Genomic DNA, 21,029 nt, shown 5'->3' on the forward strand with positions numbered 1-21,029 from the left:
CGTGCGTCGCGCGTGCGGCGGATCCGGTGGTGGCGGGGAGGGGGACGGTCGTCTAGGAGGCGATCGACTCGAGCGCGGCGGCGACGGCGGCCTCCGCCGTGATACCGAACTCGCGGAACAGCGTCTGGTAGTCGGCGGAGGCGCCGAAGTGCTCGATCGACACCGCACGCCCGCGGGAGCCGAGATAGCGGCGCCACGACAGGGCGACTCCCGCCTCGATCGAGACGCGCGTGGTCACAGTGCTCGGGAGCACCGACTCGCGGTACTCCGCGCTCTGCTCCTCGAACCACTCCAGGCACGGTGCAGACACCACGCGGGCGTGCACCCCCTGGGCAGCGAGCTGCTCGCGCGCGGCAAGGGCGACCTGGACCTCGGACCCGGTGGCGATGAGCACGACGTCGGGCGAGCCGTTCGCCGCCTCGGCGAGCACGTAGGCGCCGCGGGCGACGTGGTGCGCGGCGGCCAGGACGTCGCCGGAGGCGGCGTCATCCCCCCGCTCGAACACCGGGATGTTCTGACGCGTCAGAGCGATGCCCGTCGGGCGGTCGTTGCGCTCGAGAACGGTCTTCCAGGCCCATGCCGTCTCGTTCGCGTCGGCGGGGCGCACGATGTCGAGCCCCGGAATCGCGCGGAGCGCGGCGAGCTGCTCGATCGGCTGGTGCGTCGGGCCGTCCTCGCCGAGCGCGACCGAGTCGTGCGTCCAGACGTAGGTGACGGGCACGCGCATGAGAGCGGCGAGGCGCACGGCGGGGCGCATGTAATCGCTGAAGATCAGGAACGTGCCGCCGAACACGCGAGTGCGGCCGTGCAGGGCGATGCCGTTGAGGATCGCGCCCATCGCGTGCTCGCGGATGCCGAAGTGGAGGATGCGGCCGTAGGGGTTCGCCTGCCACTCGTGCGTCGAGTGCTCGGAGGGCGCGAACGAGCCGCCGTTCGCGATCGTCGTGAGGTTGGACTCGGCGAGGTCGGCCGAGCCGCCCCAGAACTCGGGCAGGACGCCCGCGATCGCGTTGATGACCTTGCCGCTCGCGGCACGAGTGGACACGCTCGTCCCGCCCTCGAAGACGGGCAGAGCCGCATCGAGGCCCTCGGGCAGCTCTCCTGCGAGCATGCGATCGAGCAGCGCCTTCCGCTCGGGGTTCGCGGCGGCCCAGGCGTCAAAGCGCTCCTGCCAGGCGGCGTGACGCTCGGCCCCGCGGACGACGGCGCCGCGCGTGTGGGCGATGACCTCGTCGGAGACGACGAACGACTGCTCGGGGTCGAAGCCCATGATGGTCTTGGTGGCCGCGAGCTCCTCGGCGCCGAGCGCCGAGCCGTGGATCTTGCCGGTGTTCTGCTTCGTCGGCGCCGGCCACCCGATGATCGTGCGCAGGATGATGATGCTCGGCTTCGAGGACTCGGCCTTGGCCTCCTCGATCGCGGCGTGAAGCGCGTGGACATCCTCCACGTACTCGCCGGTCTTCTTCCAGTCGACCGTCTGGACGTGCCAGCCGTAGGCGGAGTAGCGCGCGGCGACGTCTTCGGTGAAGGCGATGTCGGTGTCGTCCTCGATGGAGATCTGGTTCGAGTCGTAGATCACGACGAGGTTGCCGAGCTGCTGGTGCCCGGCGAGCGAGCCTGCCTCGCTCGTCACGCCCTCCTGCAGGTCGCCGTCGCCGGCGATCACGTAGACGTGGTGGTCGAAGACGCTCTCGCCCGCGGGGGTATCGGGGTCGAGCAGCCCGCGCTCGAAGCGCGCCGCGTAGGCGAAGCCGACGGCGGAGGCCAGCCCCTGACCGAGGGGGCCTGTGGTGATCTCGACGCCGTCCGTGTGACCGTACTCGGGGTGGCCGGGCGTCTTGGAGCCCCACGTGCGCAGCGCCTTGAGATCGTCGAGCTCGAGTCCGTAGCCGCCCAGGTAGAGCTGCACGTACTGGGTGAGCGAGCTGTGACCGGCGGAGAGGATGAACCGGTCGCGGCCGAGCCACTGCGGGTCGCTCGGGTCGTGCTCCATGACCTTCTGGTGCAGCAGGTACGCGACGGGCGCGAGGCTCATGGCGGTGCCCGGATGCCCGTTCCCCACCTTCTCGACGGCGTCGGCCGCCAGCAGTCGTGCAGTGTCAACCGCGGCGGAGTCGATCTCGTCCCAGGTCAGGTGGGTCATTAGGGGGTACAGCCCTTTCTCGAATCGAGCCCGGTGGTGGTCGGGCGGAAGACTCTTGCCCAGATCACCGTTGATCGAGACCGCGGCCTGCTCGGGCTCCCGAGCGCGAGGCGATCGGGGCGCCCCCGTTTCGAGAGACGGACGTGGCGGCGGACAAGCCTCCCCAGTATATGAGTCCGCTGGGAGGCGAGGAGCCTCCCCTCCTCCCGGCGGGGCATCGGAACGGCTCGCGTAGACTGGGCCGTGCACGCCGTACGAAGAGGAGTCATGGATACAGCGCTGGATCAGCCCGCCGTCGCCCGGCGCCCGACCCTCCGCCGAACCCTCGTCGCGTACGTCGCACTCATGAAGCTACGCGTGGTCGAGCTGCTGCTCGTCACGACCGCTCCCGTGATGGTTCTCGCTCAGGACGGCCTGCCCGACGCGTGGCTCGTCATCGCGACGCTCATCGGCGGCACGCTCTCGGCCGGCTCGGCCAATGCGTTCAACATGTACCTCGATCGCGACATCGACCGGCTCATGAACCGCACCAGGAACCGTCCGCTCGTGACGGGCGAGCTCACCGACCGGCAGGCGCTCGCCTTCGCGTACGCATCCGGCGCGGTCTCGATCGTCTGGCTCGGCCTCTTCGCGAACTGGCTCGCCGCATCCCTCTCGCTCGCCGCGATCCTCTTCTACGTGATCCTCTACACGATGGTGCTGAAGCGGCGCACCGAGCAGAACATCATCTGGGGCGGCATCGCGGGCTGCTTCCCGGTGCTAATCGGCTGGAGCGCCGTCACCGGCTCGCTCGACTGGGCCCCGGTCATCCTCTTCCTCGTCGTCTTCCTCTGGACCCCCCCGCACTACTGGCCGCTCTCGATGCGCTACCGCGACGACTACGCGTCCGCCTCGGTGCCGATGCTCGCGGTCGTCCGTGGGGGCACGGTCGTCGGCGTTCAGATCATCCTCTACGCATGGGCGACGGTTGCCATGTCGCTCATCCTCATCCCGGTCGCGGAGATGGGTGCGGTCTACACGCTCGCCGCGCTCGGTGCCGGCGCGTGGTTCATCATCGAGAGCCACCAGCTGTACGGCCGTCTGCTCCGCGACGAGACGCCCGCCCCGATGCGGGTGTTCCACTCGAGCATCACCTATCTGACGCTGCTGTTCGTCGCGGTCGGCATCGATCCGCTCCTGCCGTTCTAGCCGGGCGGTTGCCCGCTAGGCGGTGACCTCGTCGCGCACGGCGGGCGCGCCCTCCGCCGCGATCGCGGCCCGCGGTGCCCGCAGGCTCAGCAGCACGAGCGTCATGACGGCCACGAGCACGCAGGCGAGAACCATGTGCACGCCCACGAGGACGACGGGCAGTCCGAGCCGGGCCTGGGCGAGACCGACCGCGATCTGGATGAGCTCGACGGCGACGAGCGCGAGCGAGGCCGTCCGAAGGAGGTCGGGTCCTGTTCTCACGGCGAAGAGCAGGAGCAGGATGCTCCCGGCGAACGACGCGTAGGCGGGCCACGAGTGGACGTGCTGCCAGAACTCGGAGTCGAGCCCGTTGCGGGCTGCGCCGCCGTCACCGGCGTGCGGGCCGGATCCTGTGACGACGATGCCGACGAGCACCGTGATCCAGACGATGACCGCCGTGGCGATCGCGAGGGGCCGCACCGCGCGAGGGAGCGGCTCGAGGGCCCCGGCGGGCCCGCGGTAGACGCGGACGACGAAGGCCGTCGCGAGGGCCACGAGCACGGCCGAGACGATGAAGTGGAAGCCGACGATCCAGGGGTTGAGGTTGGTGAGCACCGTGATGCCGCCGATGATCGCCTGCGCCGGGATTCCGAGCCCGAGCGCGACCGACAGGCGCAGGAGCTCCGGGCGCTCGCGCCGCATCCGCACCACGAACGTGAACGCGACGATCGCGATGATCACGAGGACGAAGGTCAGCAGGCGATTGCCGAACTCGACGAGGCCGTGGATGCCCATCTCGGGCGTCGCCACGAACGAGTCGACCGTGCAGCGCGGCCAGGTCGGGCACCCGAGCCCGGAGCCCGTGAGCCGCACGGCGCCTCCGGTGCCGACGATGAGGGTCTGGCTCACGAGCGAGGCCCACGCGATGAACCGCACGCGGCGGTCCGTCGTCGTCGGGAGCCACTGCCACACCCTCGACCGCCACAGACGATTCACGGCTCGCATCCTCCGATTCCCGGTGAGGCCCTGTAGAATCACGGAGCTCACCATCAGTGTCGATCACGGGCGTCGATGCGGCGCAGAATCGCCGGTCGGCCCGTCCGTGGCCAGTCTAGATCTGGCTCCTTGAGCATCCGCCCTCAGCCCGGCGCACCGTGCAATCAGGTGAACAGGTCGGTTCGAGGGAATGCGTCGACATCGCGACCGGTTGGGTTCGGCAAGAGAGAGGAACAGCATGTCCGACGTGCTCATCGACCGACCCGAGCTGGAGGGCCTGGGGCAGTACGAGTTCGGCTGGGCCGACTCCGACACCGCAGGCGCCACCGCTCGCCGCGGGATCTCCGCCGAGGTCGTCACCGACATCTCGAACCTGAAGAACGAGCCCGAATGGATGCTCAAGCGGCGTCTTCGCGGCTACGACCTCTTCGGCAAGAAGCCGATGCCCCTGTGGGGCGCCGACCTCTCCGGCATCGACTTCGACAACATCAAGTACTTCGTGCGCTCGACGGAGAAGCAGGCGACCTCCTGGGAGGAGTTGCCCGACGACATCAAGGCGACGTACGAAAAGCTCGGCATCCCGGAGGCCGAGCGCCAGCGCCTCGTCGCCGGCGTCGCGGCGCAGTACGAGTCCGAGGTGGTCTACCACCAGATCCGCGAGGACCTCGAGGCCCAGGGCGTCATCTTCATGGACACCGACACGGCTCTGCGCGAGCACCCCGAGTACTTCGAGGAGTACTTCGGCACGGTCATCCCCGCCGGCGACAACAAGTTCGCGGCCCTCAACACGGCCGTCTGGTCGGGCGGATCGTTCGTCTACGTGCCCCCCGGCGTGCAGGTGGAGATCCCGCTGCAGGCGTACTTCCGGATCAACACCGAGAACATGGGGCAGTTCGAGCGGACGCTCATCATCGCCGACGAGGGCTCGTACGTGCACTACATCGAGGGCTGCACCGCCCCGATCTACAAGAGCGACTCGCTGCACTCGGCCGTCGTGGAGATCATCGTGAAGAAGAACGCGCGCGTTCGCTACACGACGATCCAGAACTGGTCGAACAACGTCTACAACCTCGTCACCAAGCGCGCGATCGCGCACGAGGGCGCGACGATGGAATGGATCGACGGCAACATCGGCTCCAAGGTCACGATGAAGTACCCGTCGATCTTCCTCATGGGCGAGCACGCCAAGGGCGAGACGCTCTCGGTCGCCTTCGCGGGCCCCGGTCAGCACCAGGACGCCGGCGCGAAGATGATCCACATGGCGCCGTACACGACGTCGTCGATCGTCTCGAAGTCGATCGCGCGCGGCGGCGGCCGTGCCGGCTACCGCGGCGAGGTTCGGGTCGATGCCAACGCGCACCACTCGGCCAACACCGTGCGCTGCGATGCGCTCCTCGTCGACACGATCTCGCGCTCCGACACGTACCCGGCGATCGACATCCGTGTCGACGACGTGCAGCTCGGGCACGAGGCCACGGTCTCGCGCGTGAGCGAGGAGCAGCTGTTCTACCTCCAGTCACGCGGCCTCCCGGAGGACGAAGCCATGGCGATGATCGTGCGCGGGTTCATCGAGCCCATCGCGCGCGAGCTCCCCATGGAGTACGCACTCGAACTCAACAAGCTCATCGAGATGAGCATGGAAGGCAGCGTCGGCTAGGAATGAGCTCCACCATCGAGACTGAGAAGCCCGATACCGATAAGACCCTCGCCCCGGGCGCCGGCGCCCACTCCCACGGAGCGGATGACGTCCCCGTGCAGACCCGCTCCGAGCGCTTCGCCTCCGCGGTCCACGGCGACTTCCCCGAGGTGACCGGTCGCGAGCTCGAATGGCGGCTGACGCCGGTCGAGAAGATCCGCGACCTCATCGACGGCGAGCTCGACGGCGGCCGCTTCCCGGCCGTGGTGAGCGAGGCCGCGGGCGTCACGACGGAGTGGATCGGGCGCGACGACGCCCGCATCGGCTCCGCCGGCCTCGCGGAGGAGCGCGCCGCGGCGAACGCCTGGTCGAGCTTCCAGGAGGCCCTCGCGGTCACCCTGACCGCCGAGGAGTTTACCGAGGTCGTCATCGATCGGACGGGGGAGGACCGCGCTCCGCGCGCCGCCCACACGATCCTCACGGCCGGAGCGAACGCACGCGGCATCGTCGTGATCGACAACCGCGGCAGCGCGCGACTGAGCGAGAACGTCGAGGTCGTCCTCGGCGACGGCGCGCATCTCACGGTCGTGAGCCTGCAGGAGTGGGACGACGAGAGTGTTCACCTCTCGAGCCAGTTCGCGCGCATCGGCCGCGACGCCGTGCTCAAGCACGTCGTCGTCTCTCTCGGCGGCGCGATCGTGCGGGTCAACCCCTCGGCGCACCTCGCCGAGCAAGGTGCGACGGGCGAGCTGCTCGGCCTGTACTTCTCCGACGCCGGCCAGCACCTGGAGCAGCGCGTCTACGTCAACCACGATGCTCCCAACACCGTGAGCCGGGTCACCTACAAGGGCGCGCTGAACGGCGAGGGCGCGCGCACCGTCTGGGTGGGGGATGTCCTCATCGGCCGCACCGCGCCCGGCACCGACTCGTACGAGCAGAACCGCAATCTGGTCCTGAGCGACGGGACCCGCGCCGACTCGATCCCGAACCTCGAGATCGAGACGGGCGACATCGCCGGCGCCGGTCACGCGAGCGCGACGGGCCGCTTCGACGACGAGCAGCTGTTCTACCTGCGCTCGCGCGGGATCCCCGAGCAGGAGGCGCGCCGCCTGGTCGTGCTCGGCTTCCTGCTCGAGGTCGTTCAGAAGATCGGTCAGCCCGAGCTCGAGACGCGGCTCCTGGCGGCGATCGAGGCCGAGCTCGCCGCCGTTGCGGTGGTGTGAGCATGACCGCGACGCGCGTCTGCGCCGACGCCGACCTCGCTCCGGCGACGGCGATGAAGGTCGTCATCGACGGCAAGCCCATCGCGGTCGTCAAGGAGTCCTCCGGTGCGGTGCACGCCCTCGGCGACACCTGCACCCACGGCGACATCTCCCTCAGCGAGGGCTTCGTCGAGGACGACAGCCTCGAGTGCTGGGCGCACGGATCGAAGTTCGATCTGGCGACCGGCAAGCCGAAGAACTTCCCGGCCTACGAGCCGGTCCCCGTCTACGCGGTCACCGTCGAGAACGGCGAGATCTTCGTCGACGCCGACCACACCCTCACCACGTAAGGAAGAGACACGACATGTCCACTCTCGAGATCCGCGATCTCCACGTCAGCATCGAGACCGATCAGGGCGTCAAGCAGATCCTGCGCGGCGTCGACCTGACCATCAAGCAGGGCGAGATCCACGCCATCATGGGCCCCAACGGCTCCGGCAAGTCGACCCTCGCGTACACGATCGCGGGGCACCCCCGCTACACCGTCGACTCGGGCTCGATCACGCTCGACGGTGAGGACGTGCTCGAGATGAGCATCGACGAGCGCGCGAAGGCCGGTCTCTTCCTCGCCATGCAGTACCCCGTCGAGATCCCCGGCGTCACGGTGTCGAACTTCCTGCGCACCGCCAAGACCGCCATCGACGGCGAGGCGCCCGCGCTCCGCGGCTGGATCAAGGAGCTCCGCGGCTCGATGGAGGCCATGCGCATGGACACCTCCTTCGCCGAGCGCAACGTCAACGAGGGCTTCTCCGGCGGCGAGAAGAAGCGCCACGAGATCGTGCAGCTCGAGCTGCTCAAGCCGAGGATCGCCGTCCTCGACGAGACCGACTCCGGTCTCGACGTCGACGCGCTCAAGGTCGTCTCGGAGGGCGTCAACCGCGTCAAGGAGCAGACCGGCCTCGGCGTGCTCCTCATCACGCATTACACGCGCATCCTCCGGTACATCCACCCCGACTTCGTCCACGTCTTCGTCGACGGCCGCGTCGCCGAGGAGGGCGGCGCCGAGCTGGCCGAGCGCTTGGAGAACGAGGGCTACGATCGCTATCTGACCGGGTCGACCGTAGGCTAGTCGCATGCCCACCGCACTCGAGCCGCAACTCTTCGACCAGGTCGAGGAGGGGCTGAAGGACGTCGTTGACCCCGAGCTCGGGGTCAACATCGTCGACCTCGGCCTCGTCTACGACCTCGCGTGGGATGACGAGACCGATGCCCTCATCATCTCCATGACGCTGACCTCCGCCGGCTGCCCGCTGACCGACGTCATCGAGGAGTCGATCGGGAACTCCCTCGACGGCATTGTCGAGCGCTTCCGCATCAACTGGGTGTGGATGCCGCCGTGGGGCCCCGAGCGCATCACCGACGACGGTCGCGACATGATGCGCGCACTGGGCTTCAGCATCTAGCCGAGGCGCCGCGACGAGAAAGACCCCCTCCCGCGGGAGGGGGCCTTCTTCGTGCGGGGGCCGTCTACGCGGCGTCCGTGCGATCGTTGCGCTCTACGGCCTTCCACAGCGCCGGCAGGAGCGCCGCGGCGATCGCGGCCTTTATGAGCCCGCCGATGATGAAGGGGTAGAAGCCCGCGACGAGCGTCGACTGCAGGTCGTTGGGCAGACCGAACCCGCCGAGCGAGTACGAGAGCCACGGGAGTCCGACGGCGAACACGACGAGCGAGCCGCCGATGAAGGTCACAGCGGCCTTGAGCCAGCCGCGATCCCAGCGGCGCTCGGCCGCCCAGCCGACGATAGCAGCCGAGAGCACGAAACCGATGATGTAGCCGCCGGTCGGACCGACGAGAACGCTCCAGCCGGAGGCGGCGTCGCTGTAGATCGGGAGCCCGATCGCACCGAGGAGCGCGTACAGCGCGAGCGAGGAGGCCCCGCGCACGGCGCCGAGCGAGGCGCCGACGAGCAGCACCGCGAGGGTCTGCCCGGTCACCGGGACGGGCCAGAGCGGGATGGCGACCTGAGCGAGCACCGCGACGAGCGCCGTGCCGGCGATGACGAGCGCGGAATCGGTCAGGAGCGTGCGGGGGATGACGCGATCGACGAGAGTCGGGCGCGGGAGAGCGGTGGCAAGCGTCACGGGGATGCGTTCCTCACGGGAATCGGGGACCAGGGGACTGCGGTTAGACTATCGGGCTGGCCCCCCATGGCCCTCCCTGACGAAACCTACGAAAGAAACGGACGTTCGCTGTGCTCGCTGTGCAGGATCTCGAGATCCGCGTCGGAGCGCGCCTGCTCATGGAGAACGTCTCCTTCCGCGTCGACAAGGGGGACAAGGTCGGGCTCGTCGGCCGCAACGGCGCCGGCAAGACGACGCTCACGAAGGTTCTCGCGGGCGACGAGCTCCCCGCGGCCGGTCACGTGCAACGCGTCGGCGAGCTCGGGTACCTCCCGCAGGATCCGCGCTCGGGCGACCCCGAGCAGCTCGCCCGCACGCGCATCCTCGACGCTCGGGGCCTCGGGCAGATCGTCATCGACATGCAGCAGGCGACGCTCGACATGGCGAGTCCCGACCCGGCCGTGAGCGAGAAGGCCATGAACCGCTACGGCCGGCTCACCGACCGGTTCCTCGCGCTCGGCGGCTACGCGGCGGAGGCCGAGGCCGCCTCGATCGCGAGCAACCTGAACCTGCCCGACCGCATCCTCAGCCAGCCGCTCAAGACCCTCTCGGGCGGGCAGCGGCGACGCATCGAGCTCGCCCGCATCCTCTTCAGCGATGCCGAGTCGATGATCCTCGACGAGCCGACGAACCACCTCGACGCCGACTCGGTGGTGTGGCTGCGCGAGTTCCTGAGCTCCTACCAGGGCGGCTTCATCGTCATCAGCCACGACATCCACCTCGTGGAGGAGACCGTCAACAAGGTCTTCTACCTCGATGCGAACCGTCAGGTCATCGACGTCTACAACATGGGCTGGAAGAACTACCTGCGCCAGCGCGAATCCGACGAGGAGCGCCGGAAGAAGGAGCGCGCCAACGTCGAGAAGAAGGCCACGGCCCTGCAGCTCCAGGCGGCCCGATTCGGGGCGAAGGCGTCGAAGGCGGCCGCGGCCCACCAGATGGTCGCGCGGGCCGAGAGAATGCTCGCGGGCCTCGACGAGGTGCGCGCGGTCGACCGCGTCGCGAAGCTGCGGTTCCCCGAGCCCGCCCCCGTCGGCAAGACCCCGCTGCAGGCGAAGAACCTCTCGAAGAGCTACGGCTCTCTCGAGATCTTCACCGCCGTCGACCTCGCCGTCGACCGCGGTTCGAAGGTCGTCATCCTCGGCCTCAACGGAGCGGGCAAGACGACCCTCCTGCGCATCCTCGCCGGCGTCGATCAGCCCGACACCGGGCAGCTCGAACCCGGCCACGGCCTCAAGGTTGGCTACTACGCGCAGGAGCACGAGACGCTCGACGTGAGGCGCAGCGTGCTGCAGAACATGATGTCGGCCTCGCCCGCGATCACCGAGCTCGAGGCGCGCAAGGTGCTCGGCTCGTTCCTCTTCACGGGCGATGACACCGCGAAGCCTGCCGGCGTGCTCTCCGGCGGCGAGAAGACGCGCCTCTCGCTCGCGATGCTCGTCGTGTCGAAGGCGAACCTGCTGCTGCTCGACGAGCCGACGAACAACCTCGACCCGGCGAGCCGCGAGGAGATCCTCGGCGCGCTCGCGAACTACTCGGGCGCGGTCATCCTCGTCAGCCACGACGAGGGCGCGGTCGAGGCGCTCAACCCCGAGCGAGTGCTCATCATGCCCGACGGCGTCGAGGATCTCTGGACCAAGGACTACGCCGAGCTCATCTCGCTCGCCTGAGCGCGTGCGCCGCGCTCAGCGGCGCTCAAGCAGGGCATCCTCTTCATCGGCGTCGCTCGCCCGCGTGCGCGCGCGCACCGGGATCGGCACGCCGGTCTCCTCCGACACGATGCGCTGGCGCTCCTTGCGCAGCGCCCAGCCGTAGCCGATGAATCCCATGAGGGCGAAGACGTACCACTGGAACGTGTAGCTCAGGTGGGGCCCCTCGTCGGGCACGGGGCGCGTGGCGGTCACGGGGCGGGTGCCCGGCTCTGGCGACTCGCTGTCGAGCAGGCCGTACGCACCCGTCACGACCGCGCCCGCCTCGACGCGCTCGGCGACGTCGGGCAGGTTGATCGTCGCGATCTGCCCCTCGGGAGCGCCGCGGCCCCGCAGCTCGGGCTCGCCGGGCTTGAGGCGCACGAGAACCTCCACGCGCCCGCTCGGGGGAGCTGGCACGACATCGGGGGAGTCCTGCGCCGACCCGACGGGGAGCCAGCCGCGATCGACGACGAAAACCGAGCCGTCGTCGAGCATCAGGGGCGTCAGCACCTCGAAACCGGGCCGGCCGTTGAGCGGCCGGGCACGCACGAGCAGCTGCTCGTCGACGAGGTACTTTCCCGCGAGTTCGACGGGCTGCCACTCGAGCTCCGGGTCGAGAGCCTCGATGTCGGGCAGCGCCTCGGAGAGGGCGACCGGGGCCGCATCCCAGTTCTGAGCGACGACGCGGATCTCGGCCACCGTCTCGACGCGCCGCTGCCACTGCCACTGGGCGAGCCCGACGCAGACGACCGCGAACAGCGTCGTGAGGCCGAGCCAGCCGAGCCAGCGGCGCTGCAGGGCCAGGCTCAGGATGCTCACGCCGTCGATTCTCCCGGATCAGGCAGCGATTCGACGACGACGCCCGCCGGCGTGATCGACACGGGGAAGGAGCGCTGGGCGACGAAGTCGTACAGGAAGTCGCGATGCTCGTCGCACGCGAGCCACACCTTGACCCTCTCGGGGCCGTGGATTCGGGGGTTCCGCCAGTTGACGGCCCATGTCGCCTCGGCGCGGCAGCCGCTCCGGGAGCACCGCGTTCCGGAGATCTCCCCGGGGAGCGAGATCACGCCGCGGAGCCCGGCGGCGTGTACGGGAGGAGCTGACCGGGGCGCTCGACCGCACGCCCGTCGTTGGGGGCGACCTGGTTGGCGACGACGACAGCGAAGTAGGGTAGGACGATCGCGCCGAGAGCGGGGATCAGCAGCCACCAGCCGGGCGTGACGAAGCACGCGCCGATGCAGACCAGACGCACGGCCATCGCGACCGAGTACTTGATCATGCGAGAGCGCCGCTCGTCGGTGGGGGAGGACGGGAGGCTGGTGATGGCGGCGCCGGTCGGCTGCTTCATGAGGTCTCGATTCTAGGTTCGCCGCCTGCGAGAAGACTGGTTCGAAGCCTGCCAATAGGCTTGACGCCATGACCACTCAGCGCACCGTTCTCGTCACCGGAGGCAACCGCGGCATCGGCTTCGCGATCGCCGAGGAGTTCCTCGCTCAGGGCCACCGCGTCGCCGTCACGGCCCGCTCGGGCACCGGCCCCGAGGGCGCGCTGACGGTCGTCGCCGACGTCACCGACGCCGCCTCGCTCGACGCCGCATACAGCGAGGTCGAGGCCGCGTACGGCCCGATCGAGGTCGTCGTCGCCAACGCCGGGATCACGCGCGACACCCTGCTGCTCCGAATGTCGGACGAGGACTTCCAGTCGGTCGTCGACACGAACCTCACGGGCGCCTTCCGGTCGGTCAAGAGGGCGATGAAGGGGATGCTCAAGGCGCGCTTCGGCCGCATCATCCTCATCTCCTCTGTCGTCGGGCTGTACGGCTCGCCCGGGCAGGTCAACTACTCCTCGTCGAAGGCCGCCCTCGTCGGCATGGCGCGCTCGATCACGCGCGAGCTCGGCGGCCGGGGCATCACCGCGAACGTCGTCGCCCCGGGCTTCATCGAGACAGACATGACGGCCGAGCTGCCGGAGGAGCAGCAGAAGGCGTACAAGGACTCCATCCCCGCCGGCCGCTTCGCGAGCCCGCAGGAGGTCGCGCGCGTCGTGACCTGGATCGCGAGCGACGACGCCGCCTACATCTCCGGCGCGGTCATCCCCGTCGACGGCGGTCTCGGGATGGGGCACTAGGGGCCCTCGCCGGGCTCCGCCCGATCTCAGCCGCGCAGGCCGAGCAGCGGGAGCACGTCGCGCAAGTCGCGGCGCGCAATGCTCACGTGGGCGCGCTCGCGCACGATCGGCTTCGCGATGAAGGCGACGCCGAGCCCCGCCGCCGCGAGCATGCGCAGGTCGTTCGCGCCGTCGCCGATCGCGACGGTGCGGGCGAGCGGCACGCCCCGGTCGGCGGCCCACTCGCGCAGAGCGACCTCCTTGGCCTCGGCATCGATCACGGGGCCGAGCGTGCGGCCCGTGAAGCGGCCCTCCGCGACCTCGAGCCGGTTCGCCCGGTGATGATCGAGCCCGAGCTCGGCGGCGATCGGGTCGAGCAGCTCGTGGAACCCGCCGGACACGACGCCGACGGCACCGCCGGCGGCGTGGACGGCCTCGACGAGCTCGCGCGCACCGGCGGTGAGGGTGATGCGGGCGCCGACGCGCGCGCAGCATCCCTCATCGAGGCCCGCGAGCGTCGCGACGCGCTCGGTGAGCGACGCGGCGAAATCGAGCTCGCCCGCCATCGCGCGATCGGTGATCGCCGCGACGGCAGGGCCGGAGCCGGCCTCGTCGGCGAGCAGCTCGATCGCCTCCTGCTCGATGAGGGTCGAGTCGACGTCGAGCACGACGAGGAAGCGGGTCATCAGGCGGGCACTCCTCGTCGGGGGCGCACGCGCCCGATCACTCGATGCGGATGCCCTTGCCGACGACCGTGATACCGGTGTCGGTGACGGTGAAGCCGCGGGCTCGATCGGCGGCGTGGTCGACGCCGACCTGCGCGCCGGGGGAGACCACGACCTCCTTGTCGAGAATAGCCCGCCGAACGACGGCGCCCGCGCCGATCGTGGTGCGCTCGAAGACGACCGAGTCGGTCACCTCGGCCGACTCGACCGTGACCCACGTGCCGAGGACGCTGCGCTCGATGCGGGCGCCCGAGAGCACCGAGCCGAGCGAGACGATCGAATCGACGACGTGGCCCGTCGCGCCCGCGCCGTCGCGCACGAACTTCGCCGGCGGCATGTTGAGCTGCTGCGTGTAGATCGGCCAGGCGGTGTTGTACAGGTTGAAGACCGGGAGGGCGGCGATGAGATCCTGGTGGGCGTCGAAGAACGACTCGATCGTCCCCACGTCACGCCAGTAGAAGCGGTCGCGCTCGGTCGCGCCGGGAACGTCGTTGTGGTTGAGGTCGTAGACGAAGGCCTCGCCGCGATCGACGAAGTAGGGAACGATGTCGCCGCCCATGTCGTGCGCGGAGTTGTCGATGTCGGCGTCGCGCGTCACGGCATCCATGAGCACGTCGGCGTCGAAGACGTAGTTTCCCATCGAGGCGAGAACCTGATCGGGGGCATCGGCGAGGCCGATCGCCTCCGTCGGCTTCTCGTGGAAGGCGGCGATGCGCGAAGGGTTCGCCGGGTCGGTCTCGATGATGCCGAACTGATCGGCGAGCTCGATCGGCTGCCGGATGCCCGCGACCGTGACGCCCGCGCCCGAGGCGATGTGGGCGTCGATCATCTGCGTGAAGTCCATGCGGTAGACGTGGTCCGCGCCGACCACGACAACGATGTCGGGCTTCTCGTCGCGGATCAGGTTCAGGCTCTGGAAGATCGCGTCGGCGCTGCCGGAGAACCAGCGCTTGCCCAGGCGCTGCTGCGCCGGAACGGAGGCGACGTAGGCGTTGAGCATGCCGCTCAGGCGCCACGTCTGCGACACGTGCCGGTCGAGCGAGTGGCTCTTGTACTGCGTGAGCACGACGATCTGACGCAGCCCCGAGTTGATGAGGTTCGACAGCGCGAAGTCGATGAGGCGGTAGCCGCCAGCGAAGGGCACGGCGGGCTTCGCCCGGTCCGCCGTGAGGGGCATGAGCCGCTTCCCCTCGCCGCCAGCGAGCACGATTCCGAACACCTTAGGGGTCGCCATGCCCCCACAGTAGGCGACGCACAGGCGCTGTACTAGCGTCATCACCATGCGCGTCGACGTCATCTCCCGTGAGTATCCGCCCGAGGTCTACGGAGGGGCGGGAGTCCACGTCGCTGAGCTCGTGCGGGCCCTCCGCCACGATTCGATGGATGTCCGCGTGCGCTGCTTCGGCGCGCCGCGCAACGAGGCTGACACGCACGCGTACCTCGTCCCCGGCGCCCTCTCCTCGGCGAATCCCGCCCTCGCGACGCTCGGCGTCGACCTCGCGATCGCCGACGACGTCGACGGCGCCGACATCGTGCACTCGCACACCTGGTACGCCAACGCCGCGGGCCAGCTCGCGCAGATGCTGCATGGGATCCCGCACGTCGTCACCGCCCACAGCCTCGAGCCGCTGCGGCCGTGGAAGGCCGAGCAGCTCGGCGGCGGCTACCGGATCTCCAGCTGGATCGAGCGCGAAGCCTTCGAGACGGCGGATGCCGTGATCGCCGTGAGCGACGGCATGCGCCGAGACATCCTGCGCTGCTATCCCCAGCTCGACGAGCAGAAGGTCGGCGTGATCCACAACGGCATCGACCTCGAGGGCTGGCAGAGGACGATCGACCACGAGTTCGTCCGCACGCTCGGCATCGATCCCGACCGCCCGACGATCGTCTTCGTCGGCCGCATCACCCGCCAGAAGGGACTGCCCTATCTGCTCGAGGCCGTGCGGGCGCTGCCGAAGGACGTCCAGCTCGTACTGTGCGCGGGCGCTCCGGACACGCCCGAGATCCTCCGCGAGGTGCAGAGCGGCGTCGCCGCGCTCCAGGCCGAGCGCACCGGGGTCGTCTGGATCGAGCGGATGCTCTCGCAGCGCGAGCTCGCGGCCGTCCTGTCGCACGCCACGACGTTCGTGTGCCCGAGCGTCTACGAGCCGCTCGGCATCGTCAACCTCGAGGCCATGGCATGCGGTGTCGCCGTCGTCGGCACTGCCACGGGAGGCATCCCGGAGGTCGTCGCGGACGGCGAGACCGGCCGGCTCGTGCCGATCGAGCAGGTGCAGGACGGCACCGGCATCCCCGTCGACCCCGCGAAATTCGTCGCCGATCTCGCGGCCATCCTCGCAGAGGTCGTGAGCGACCCGGAGCGCGCCGCAGCCATGGGCCGAGCGGGCCGTGCGCGCGCGGAGGAGCACTTCGCGTGGGGAGCGATCGCGGAACGGACACGCGCGCTCTACGCGAGCCTGCTCGTCTAGGCTGGAGCGATCATGGCCAGCGTTCTCGAGTTCGACGATGTCTCCCTCAGCCGCGATGGCGCCGCCATCCTCGATGGCATCCGCTGGAACGTCGAGGACACCGATCGCTGGGTCGTCCTCGGCCCCAACGGCGCGGGCAAGACCACACTCCTGCAGCTCGCCGCGGCGAACCTGCACCCCACGAGCGGCCGCGTGACGGTGCTCGAGGAGGAGATCGGGCACTCCGACCTCGCCTCGCTGCGCCCGCGCATCGGCTTCGCGTCGACCGCGATGGCCCGCCGCGTGCCCGCCGACGAGCGCGTGCTCGACGTCGTCATGACCGCGGCGCACTCCGTGACGGGTCGGTGGAATGAGGAGTACGAGGACGTCGACGAACGCCGCGCCCGTCGAGTGCTACGCGAGTGGCACCTCGAGCGCTTCGCCGACCGCCGCTTCGGCAGCCTGAGCGACGGCGAGCAGAAGCGCGTGCAGATCGCACGCTCGATCATGACCGACCCCGAGCTGCTTCTGCTCGACGAGCCCGCCGCGAGCCTCGACCTCGGCGCGCGCGAGGAGCTCGTCCTGCTGCTCGGCAGCTACGCGAGCTCGCCCGACTCGCCCGCGATGGTCATGGTCACCCACCACGTCGAGGAGATCCCGGCCGGCTTCACCCACGCGCTCCTCCTCGCGGAGGGTCGGGTCTCGGCCGCCGGGCCGATCGACGAGGTCATCACGGCCGAGCGCCTGACGGAGGCCTTCGGGATCCCCCTCCAGGTCAGCCGCGACGGCGACCGGTTCGCCGCGCGCGGCGCCTGAGCCGACGCGGCTCCCGGCCGCCGCTCTGCTAGTCTTGAGAGTCGGCCTCGAAGGCTCGCCCTTCGCCTGCCCATCAACCTGCCCGCAGCGGGGGCACCCCGCTGAACAGAGAATCCAAGGAACCGTTCATGAAGACTGACATTCACCCCGAGTACAAGGCGATCGTGTTCCGCGACCTCGCGTCGGGTGAGACCTTCCTCACGCGCTCGACCGTGTCGAGCGACAAGACGATCGAGCTCGACGGCGTGGAGTACCCCGTCATCGACGTCGAGATCTCGTCGGCCTCGCACCCGTTCTACACGGGCAAGCAGCGCATCATGGACTCGGCCGGTCGCGTCGAGAAGTTCAACCAGCGCTTCAAGAACTTCGGCCAGTAGGTCGCATCATCATCGATGAAGGGCCCCGTCCTCGGACGGGGCCCTTCATCGTGCGCGGTGCGGCGCGCGGTCAGAGACGGACGGGCCAGCCGCGGTCGGCCGTGAAGCGGTGGTCGCGCTCACGACGCATGTAGTCCTCGAACGAGTCGCACTGCTGGTCATGCCAGCTCACCTGCGCGCCGTGCAGCGCCGCGATGTCGTCGGGTAGCGCCGCCTCGTGCTTCCGCGCGAGCGCCTGTGCGACCCGGCCCGCGGCGATCGCGTCGGCCGCCGCATCGTGCGCGCCCGTGAGGGCGACGCCGTAGTGGGCTGCCGCGGCCTCGAGCGTGCGTTTGCCACGACGGTAGCGGTCGACGGCCTTGTCGATCACGAGCGGGTCGACGACGGGGGCGGGGGAGGCGAGCGGCTCCACGCCATGACGCAGGGCCTCGTGCTCGAGCAGGCTCAGATCGTAGGCGGCGTTGTAGACGACGAGCGGCAGGGGGCGGGCGAGGAGCGCGCGCAGGGCATCCGCGATCTCGGCGACGACCTCACGGGCGGGACGGCCCTCCGCGCGGGCGCGCTCGGTCGTGATGCCGTGCACGGCGGTCGCGCCGGCCGGGATCTCGACGCCCGGGTCGGCGAGCCATGACCAGGACTCGAGCTGCTCGCCTTCGGGACCGATCACGCCGATGTGGGCGGTCACGATGCGCGACGTCGTGACGTCGACGCCCGTCGTCTCGAGGTCGAAGACGGCGAGACGATCGCTCCAGTGGGTTGCTCCTGGCTGGCTCATGCCGCGAGCCTAGGCGTGAGCACCGACGCCGAAGCTCCCGCCGTGGGGGTGAGGGTCGCGATCGCCGACGTGGAGCCAGTAGAAGCTCTGCGTCGCCATCGTGAGCGTGACGTGCCCGTTCTCGTCGACCGAGGGGAAGTCCGCGCCGCCGAAGAGATCCCACAGCGGCGCGCCCTCGAAGCCCGACATGTCGATCGTCGCAGCGACCGGGTTGTGGGCGAACGAGAACACGCACAGGATGCGCTCTGGCGCGTCGCCCAGGTGGGTGCCGCTCCCGGCGTACTCGCGCACGAACGCGAGCACCGACTCGTGGTTGGTCTTGAGTATGCGGATCGAGCCGAGACCGAACGTCGGGTGCGCCTTGCGCACGTGGATGACGTTGCGGATCCAGTGCAGGAGCGAGCGCGACTGCGCGAGCTGGCTCTCGACGTTGATCTGGTTGTAGTGGTAGACGAGCGACTGCACGACCGGGAGGTAGAGCTTGCCCGGATCGGCGTGCGAGAAGCCCGCGTTGCGGTCGGGCGTCCACTGCATGGGCGTGCGCGAGCTGTCGCGATCCGGCAGCCAGATGTTGTCGCCCATGCCGATCTCGTCGCCGTAGTACAGGAACGGGCTGCCGGGCAGCGAGAACAGCAGCGCGTGCGCGAGCTCGAGCTCGGCGCGCGAGTTGTCGAGCAGCGGCGCCAGGCGACGACGGATTCCGATGTTGGCGCGCATGCGCGGGTCGTAGGCGTACCAGCCGTACATCGCCTGCCGGTACTCCTCGCTCACCATCTCGAGCGTGAGCTCGTCGTGGTTGCGGAGGAACACGCCCCACGCGGCGCCGTCGGGGGCGTTGATCTCCTCGCTCAGCTGGCGCTCGAGCTCGGTCGCCTGCTGCGAGCGGAGGGCGTAGAAGATGCGGGGCATGACGGGGAAGTCGAACGCCATGTGGCACTCGGGCTTCTCCTCCGAGCCGAAGAACTCGACGACCTCGTGCGGCCACTGGTTCGCCTCGGCGATGAGCACGCGGCCGGGGTACTCCTTGTCGACCATGGCGCGCATCTTGGCGATGAACTCGTGCGTCGCCGGCTCGCCCTCGCCGTTGCCCCCGTCGGTCTCGTAGAGGTACGGGATGGCGTCGAGACGGAAGCCGTCGACGCCGAGGTCGAGCCAGAACCGGACGACGTCGAAGAGCGCCTCGTGCACGGCGGGGTTCTCGAAGTTGAGGTCGGGCTGGTGCGAGAAGAAGCGGTGCCAGTAGAACTGCCGGCGCACGGGGTCGAACGCCCAGTTCGACTCCTCCGTGTCGACGAAGATGATGCGCACGTTCTCGTACTTCTCGTCGGTGTCGCTCCAGACGTAGAAGTCGCCGTACGGGCCCTCCGGGTCCTCCCGGGACGCCTGGAACCAGGGGTGCTGGTCGGAGGTGTGGTTCACGACGAGGTCGATGACGATGCGCATGTTGCGCTCGTGCGCCTTCGTGACGAGCTCGCGGAACTCCTCGATCGTGCCGAACTCCGGCAGGATCGCCGTGTAGTCGCTCACGTCGTAGCCGCCGTCGCGCAGCGGGCTCTGGAAGAACGGCGGCAGCCACAGCGCGTCGATGCCGAGCCACTGCAGGTAGTCGAGCTTGCCGATGAGACCGCCCAGGTCGCCCGTGCCGTCGCCGTTCGAGTCCATGAACGAGCGCACCATGACCTCGTAGAAGACGCTGCGCCGATACCACTGCGGGTCGAGCGCGAGTCCGGGCAGGGTGATGGGTGCGGTGAAGTTCACGAGGCTCCTCGGCGACGGAGGGGAGAGAGGGCTGGCGTCGCGCGCACGCGATCGCGTTCCACTGTAGACCGGGTGCCGCCGCCGGTCGTGCGGGTGCCCCGACCTAGACTGTGCGGGATGCCCGCGCCCTCTCCCTACGCCGCCGCCCTGAGCGCGATCCCGCGTCGCGATCGCGACCTCACGATCCTCGGCGCGCGGACGCACGTCGCCGAGTACGGGCCGGCGGATGCCCCGCGCACGCTCGTCGTCGTGCACGGGTTCCGCGGCGATCACCACGGCCTCGAGCCCGTCATCGCCCACCTTCCCGACCTGCGCATCATCGCTCCGGATCTGCCGGGCTTCGGCGCGTCGGCCCCGCTGCCCGACCGGGAGCACGACATCGCCGGGTACGCCGAGTGGCTCGACGCCCTGCTGACGACCCTCGGCGTGCGCGGCACCGCGGTGCTGCTCGGCCACAGCTTCGGCTCGATCGTGGTGGCAGGGGCGCTCGCGGCGGGCGTGCCCGCGCCGCGGGCGGTGTTCGTGAACCCCATCGGCCAGCCCGCCCTCGCAGGCCCCCGGGGCATCCTCACTCGCGGAGCGGTCGCGTTCTACCGGCTCGGCGCCATCCTGCCCGAGCGCGCCGGCTTCGCCCTGCTGCGCAGCCGCGCCATCACGCGCGTGATGAGTGTCTCGATGGCGAAGACGCGCGAGAAGAGCCTGCGGCGGTGGATCCACGAGGAGCACGACCGCTTCTTCTCCGGCTTCGCCGAGCGCGACACCCTGCTGCAGGCGTTCCGCGCCTCGGTCTCGCACGACGTCTCCGACTACGCCGAGGAGGTGCGCGTGCCGACGCTGCTGATCGCCGCCGAGCAGGACGACATCACGCCGCTCGAGGCCCAGCACCGGCTCGTGCGGCGCTTCCCCGACTCCCGGCTCGTCGTCGTGCCCGACGTCGGCCACCTCGTGCACTACGAGGCGCCGGCGGCGGCGGCTCGGGCGATCCGCGAGTTCCTCGCGTGAGCGCCGC

At 69.7% G+C, this 21,029-nt stretch carries 22 protein-coding genes; 12 read left to right on the forward strand and 10 right to left on the reverse strand.

Annotated features, from left to right (window positions below; translation table 11 throughout):
• Nucleotides 1-52: 52 nt before the first annotated feature.
• Nucleotides 53-2,143 (reverse strand): transketolase, encoded by a 2,091-nt coding sequence (gene tkt / locus FHX53_RS03570; protein ID WP_182489946.1) that lies wholly within the window; start codon nt 2,141-2,143, stop codon nt 53-55.
• A 267-nt stretch (nt 2,144-2,410) separates the two neighbouring features.
• Between tkt and FHX53_RS03575 the strand changes: the two genes are divergently transcribed.
• Complete coding sequence (locus FHX53_RS03575) at nt 2,411-3,331, forward strand: heme o synthase (RefSeq protein ID WP_182489947.1); 921 nt, start codon at nt 2,411-2,413, stop codon at nt 3,329-3,331.
• Between the two features lie 15 nt (nt 3,332-3,346).
• On the opposite strand, the gene FHX53_RS03580 is transcribed toward FHX53_RS03575, so the two are convergent.
• Nucleotides 3,347-4,315: a COX15/CtaA family protein gene (locus tag FHX53_RS03580; RefSeq protein WP_246335386.1), complete on the reverse strand. Its 969-nt coding sequence runs from the start codon at nt 4,313-4,315 to the stop codon at nt 3,347-3,349.
• A gap of 229 nt (nt 4,316-4,544) precedes the next feature.
• Here FHX53_RS03580 and sufB point away from each other — a divergent pair, with 229 nt between their 5' ends.
• The 5 genes from sufB to FHX53_RS03605 are packed head-to-tail and all read left to right on the forward strand — an operon-like array spanning nt 4,545 to nt 8,607.
• A complete protein-coding gene (sufB, locus tag FHX53_RS03585) occupies nt 4,545-5,963 on the forward strand; it encodes a Fe-S cluster assembly protein SufB (protein WP_182489949.1) in 1,419 nt (472 codons plus the stop codon).
• Nucleotides 5,964-5,965: 2 nt separating this feature from the next.
• Complete coding sequence (sufD, locus tag FHX53_RS03590) at nt 5,966-7,165, forward strand: Fe-S cluster assembly protein SufD (protein WP_182489950.1); 1,200 nt, start codon at nt 5,966-5,968, stop codon at nt 7,163-7,165.
• A gap of 2 nt (nt 7,166-7,167) precedes the next feature.
• The gene (locus tag FHX53_RS03595) at nt 7,168-7,494 is read left to right on the forward strand and encodes a non-heme iron oxygenase ferredoxin subunit (protein WP_182489951.1); all 327 of its coding nucleotides are present in this window, start codon (nt 7,168-7,170) and stop codon (nt 7,492-7,494) included.
• Nucleotides 7,495-7,508: 14 nt separating this feature from the next.
• Nucleotides 7,509-8,273 (forward strand): Fe-S cluster assembly ATPase SufC, encoded by a 765-nt coding sequence (sufC, locus tag FHX53_RS03600; protein WP_182489952.1) that lies wholly within the window; start codon nt 7,509-7,511, stop codon nt 8,271-8,273.
• 4 nt (nt 8,274-8,277) lie between these two features.
• Entirely contained in the window at nt 8,278-8,607 is a 330-nt protein-coding gene (locus tag FHX53_RS03605) for a metal-sulfur cluster assembly factor (RefSeq protein WP_182489953.1), read from the forward strand.
• A 64-nt stretch (nt 8,608-8,671) separates the two neighbouring features.
• On the opposite strand, the gene FHX53_RS03610 is transcribed toward FHX53_RS03605, so the two are convergent.
• Nucleotides 8,672-9,286 (reverse strand): biotin transporter BioY, encoded by a 615-nt coding sequence (locus tag FHX53_RS03610; protein ID WP_182489954.1) that lies wholly within the window; start codon nt 9,284-9,286, stop codon nt 8,672-8,674.
• Nucleotides 9,287-9,396: 110 nt separating this feature from the next.
• Here FHX53_RS03610 and FHX53_RS03615 point away from each other — a divergent pair, with 110 nt between their 5' ends.
• Nucleotides 9,397-10,995 (forward strand): ATP-binding cassette domain-containing protein, encoded by a 1,599-nt coding sequence (locus tag FHX53_RS03615; RefSeq protein ID WP_182489955.1) that lies wholly within the window; start codon nt 9,397-9,399, stop codon nt 10,993-10,995.
• Between the two features lie 15 nt (nt 10,996-11,010).
• Here FHX53_RS03615 and FHX53_RS03620 read toward each other — a convergent pair whose 3' ends face one another.
• The 3 genes from FHX53_RS03620 to FHX53_RS03630 are packed head-to-tail and all read right to left on the reverse strand — an operon-like array spanning nt 11,011 to nt 12,364.
• Nucleotides 11,011-11,835, reverse strand: a complete 825-nt coding sequence (locus FHX53_RS03620; protein ID WP_182489956.1) for an SURF1 family cytochrome oxidase biogenesis protein — start codon at nt 11,833-11,835, stop codon at nt 11,011-11,013.
• A complete protein-coding gene (locus FHX53_RS03625; protein ID WP_343050782.1) occupies nt 11,832-12,083 on the reverse strand; it encodes a hypothetical protein in 252 nt (83 codons plus the stop codon). Before FHX53_RS03625 ends, FHX53_RS03620 begins: the two co-directional genes overlap by 4 nt.
• Entirely contained in the window at nt 12,080-12,364 is a 285-nt protein-coding gene (locus tag FHX53_RS03630) for a DUF3099 domain-containing protein (protein WP_182489957.1), read from the reverse strand. Before FHX53_RS03630 ends, FHX53_RS03625 begins: the two co-directional genes overlap by 4 nt.
• Nucleotides 12,365-12,432: 68 nt before the next feature.
• On the opposite strand from FHX53_RS03630, the gene FHX53_RS03635 reads away from it, so the two are divergent.
• Nucleotides 12,433-13,143, forward strand: a complete 711-nt coding sequence (locus FHX53_RS03635) for a beta-ketoacyl-ACP reductase (protein WP_182489958.1) — start codon at nt 12,433-12,435, stop codon at nt 13,141-13,143.
• 26 nt (nt 13,144-13,169) lie between these two features.
• Here FHX53_RS03635 and serB read toward each other — a convergent pair whose 3' ends face one another.
• Together serB and glgC are read right to left on the reverse strand one after the other, a co-directional pair.
• Nucleotides 13,170-13,808 (reverse strand): phosphoserine phosphatase SerB, encoded by a 639-nt coding sequence (gene serB / locus FHX53_RS03640; RefSeq protein WP_182489959.1) that lies wholly within the window; start codon nt 13,806-13,808, stop codon nt 13,170-13,172.
• 37 nt (nt 13,809-13,845) lie between these two features.
• Nucleotides 13,846-15,081, reverse strand: coding sequence for a glucose-1-phosphate adenylyltransferase (gene glgC, locus FHX53_RS03645; RefSeq protein ID WP_182489960.1), 1,236 nt, complete (start codon nt 15,079-15,081; stop codon nt 13,846-13,848).
• A gap of 46 nt (nt 15,082-15,127) precedes the next feature.
• On the opposite strand from glgC, the gene glgA reads away from it, so the two are divergent.
• The 3 genes from glgA to FHX53_RS03660 all read left to right on the forward strand — a co-directional run bounded on the left by glgA (nt 15,128) and on the right by FHX53_RS03660 (nt 17,487).
• Complete coding sequence (gene glgA / locus FHX53_RS03650) at nt 15,128-16,315, forward strand: glycogen synthase (protein ID WP_182489961.1); 1,188 nt, start codon at nt 15,128-15,130, stop codon at nt 16,313-16,315.
• 12 nt (nt 16,316-16,327) lie between these two features.
• Entirely contained in the window at nt 16,328-17,110 is a 783-nt protein-coding gene (locus FHX53_RS03655; RefSeq protein WP_182489962.1) for an ABC transporter ATP-binding protein, read from the forward strand.
• A 128-nt stretch (nt 17,111-17,238) separates the two neighbouring features.
• Entirely contained in the window at nt 17,239-17,487 is a 249-nt protein-coding gene (locus tag FHX53_RS03660; protein ID WP_182489963.1) for a type B 50S ribosomal protein L31, read from the forward strand.
• A gap of 70 nt (nt 17,488-17,557) precedes the next feature.
• Here FHX53_RS03660 and FHX53_RS03665 read toward each other — a convergent pair whose 3' ends face one another.
• Together FHX53_RS03665 and treS are read right to left on the reverse strand one after the other, a co-directional pair.
• On the reverse strand, nt 17,558-18,262 hold the full coding sequence (locus FHX53_RS03665) for an exonuclease domain-containing protein (RefSeq protein ID WP_182489964.1): 705 nt from the start codon (nt 18,260-18,262) through the stop codon (nt 17,558-17,560).
• Nucleotides 18,263-18,271: 9 nt separating this feature from the next.
• Entirely contained in the window at nt 18,272-20,020 is a 1,749-nt protein-coding gene (gene treS / locus FHX53_RS03670; protein WP_182489965.1) for a maltose alpha-D-glucosyltransferase, read from the reverse strand.
• Between the two features lie 117 nt (nt 20,021-20,137).
• On the opposite strand from treS, the gene FHX53_RS03675 reads away from it, so the two are divergent.
• Complete coding sequence (locus tag FHX53_RS03675) at nt 20,138-21,022, forward strand: alpha/beta fold hydrolase (RefSeq protein WP_182489966.1); 885 nt, start codon at nt 20,138-20,140, stop codon at nt 21,020-21,022.
• Nucleotides 21,023-21,029 lie beyond the last annotated feature (7 nt).

It is taken from the genome of Microcella alkalica (assembly GCF_014137945.1).
Classification (GTDB): Bacteria; Actinomycetota; Actinomycetes; order Actinomycetales; family Microbacteriaceae; genus Microcella; species Microcella alkalica.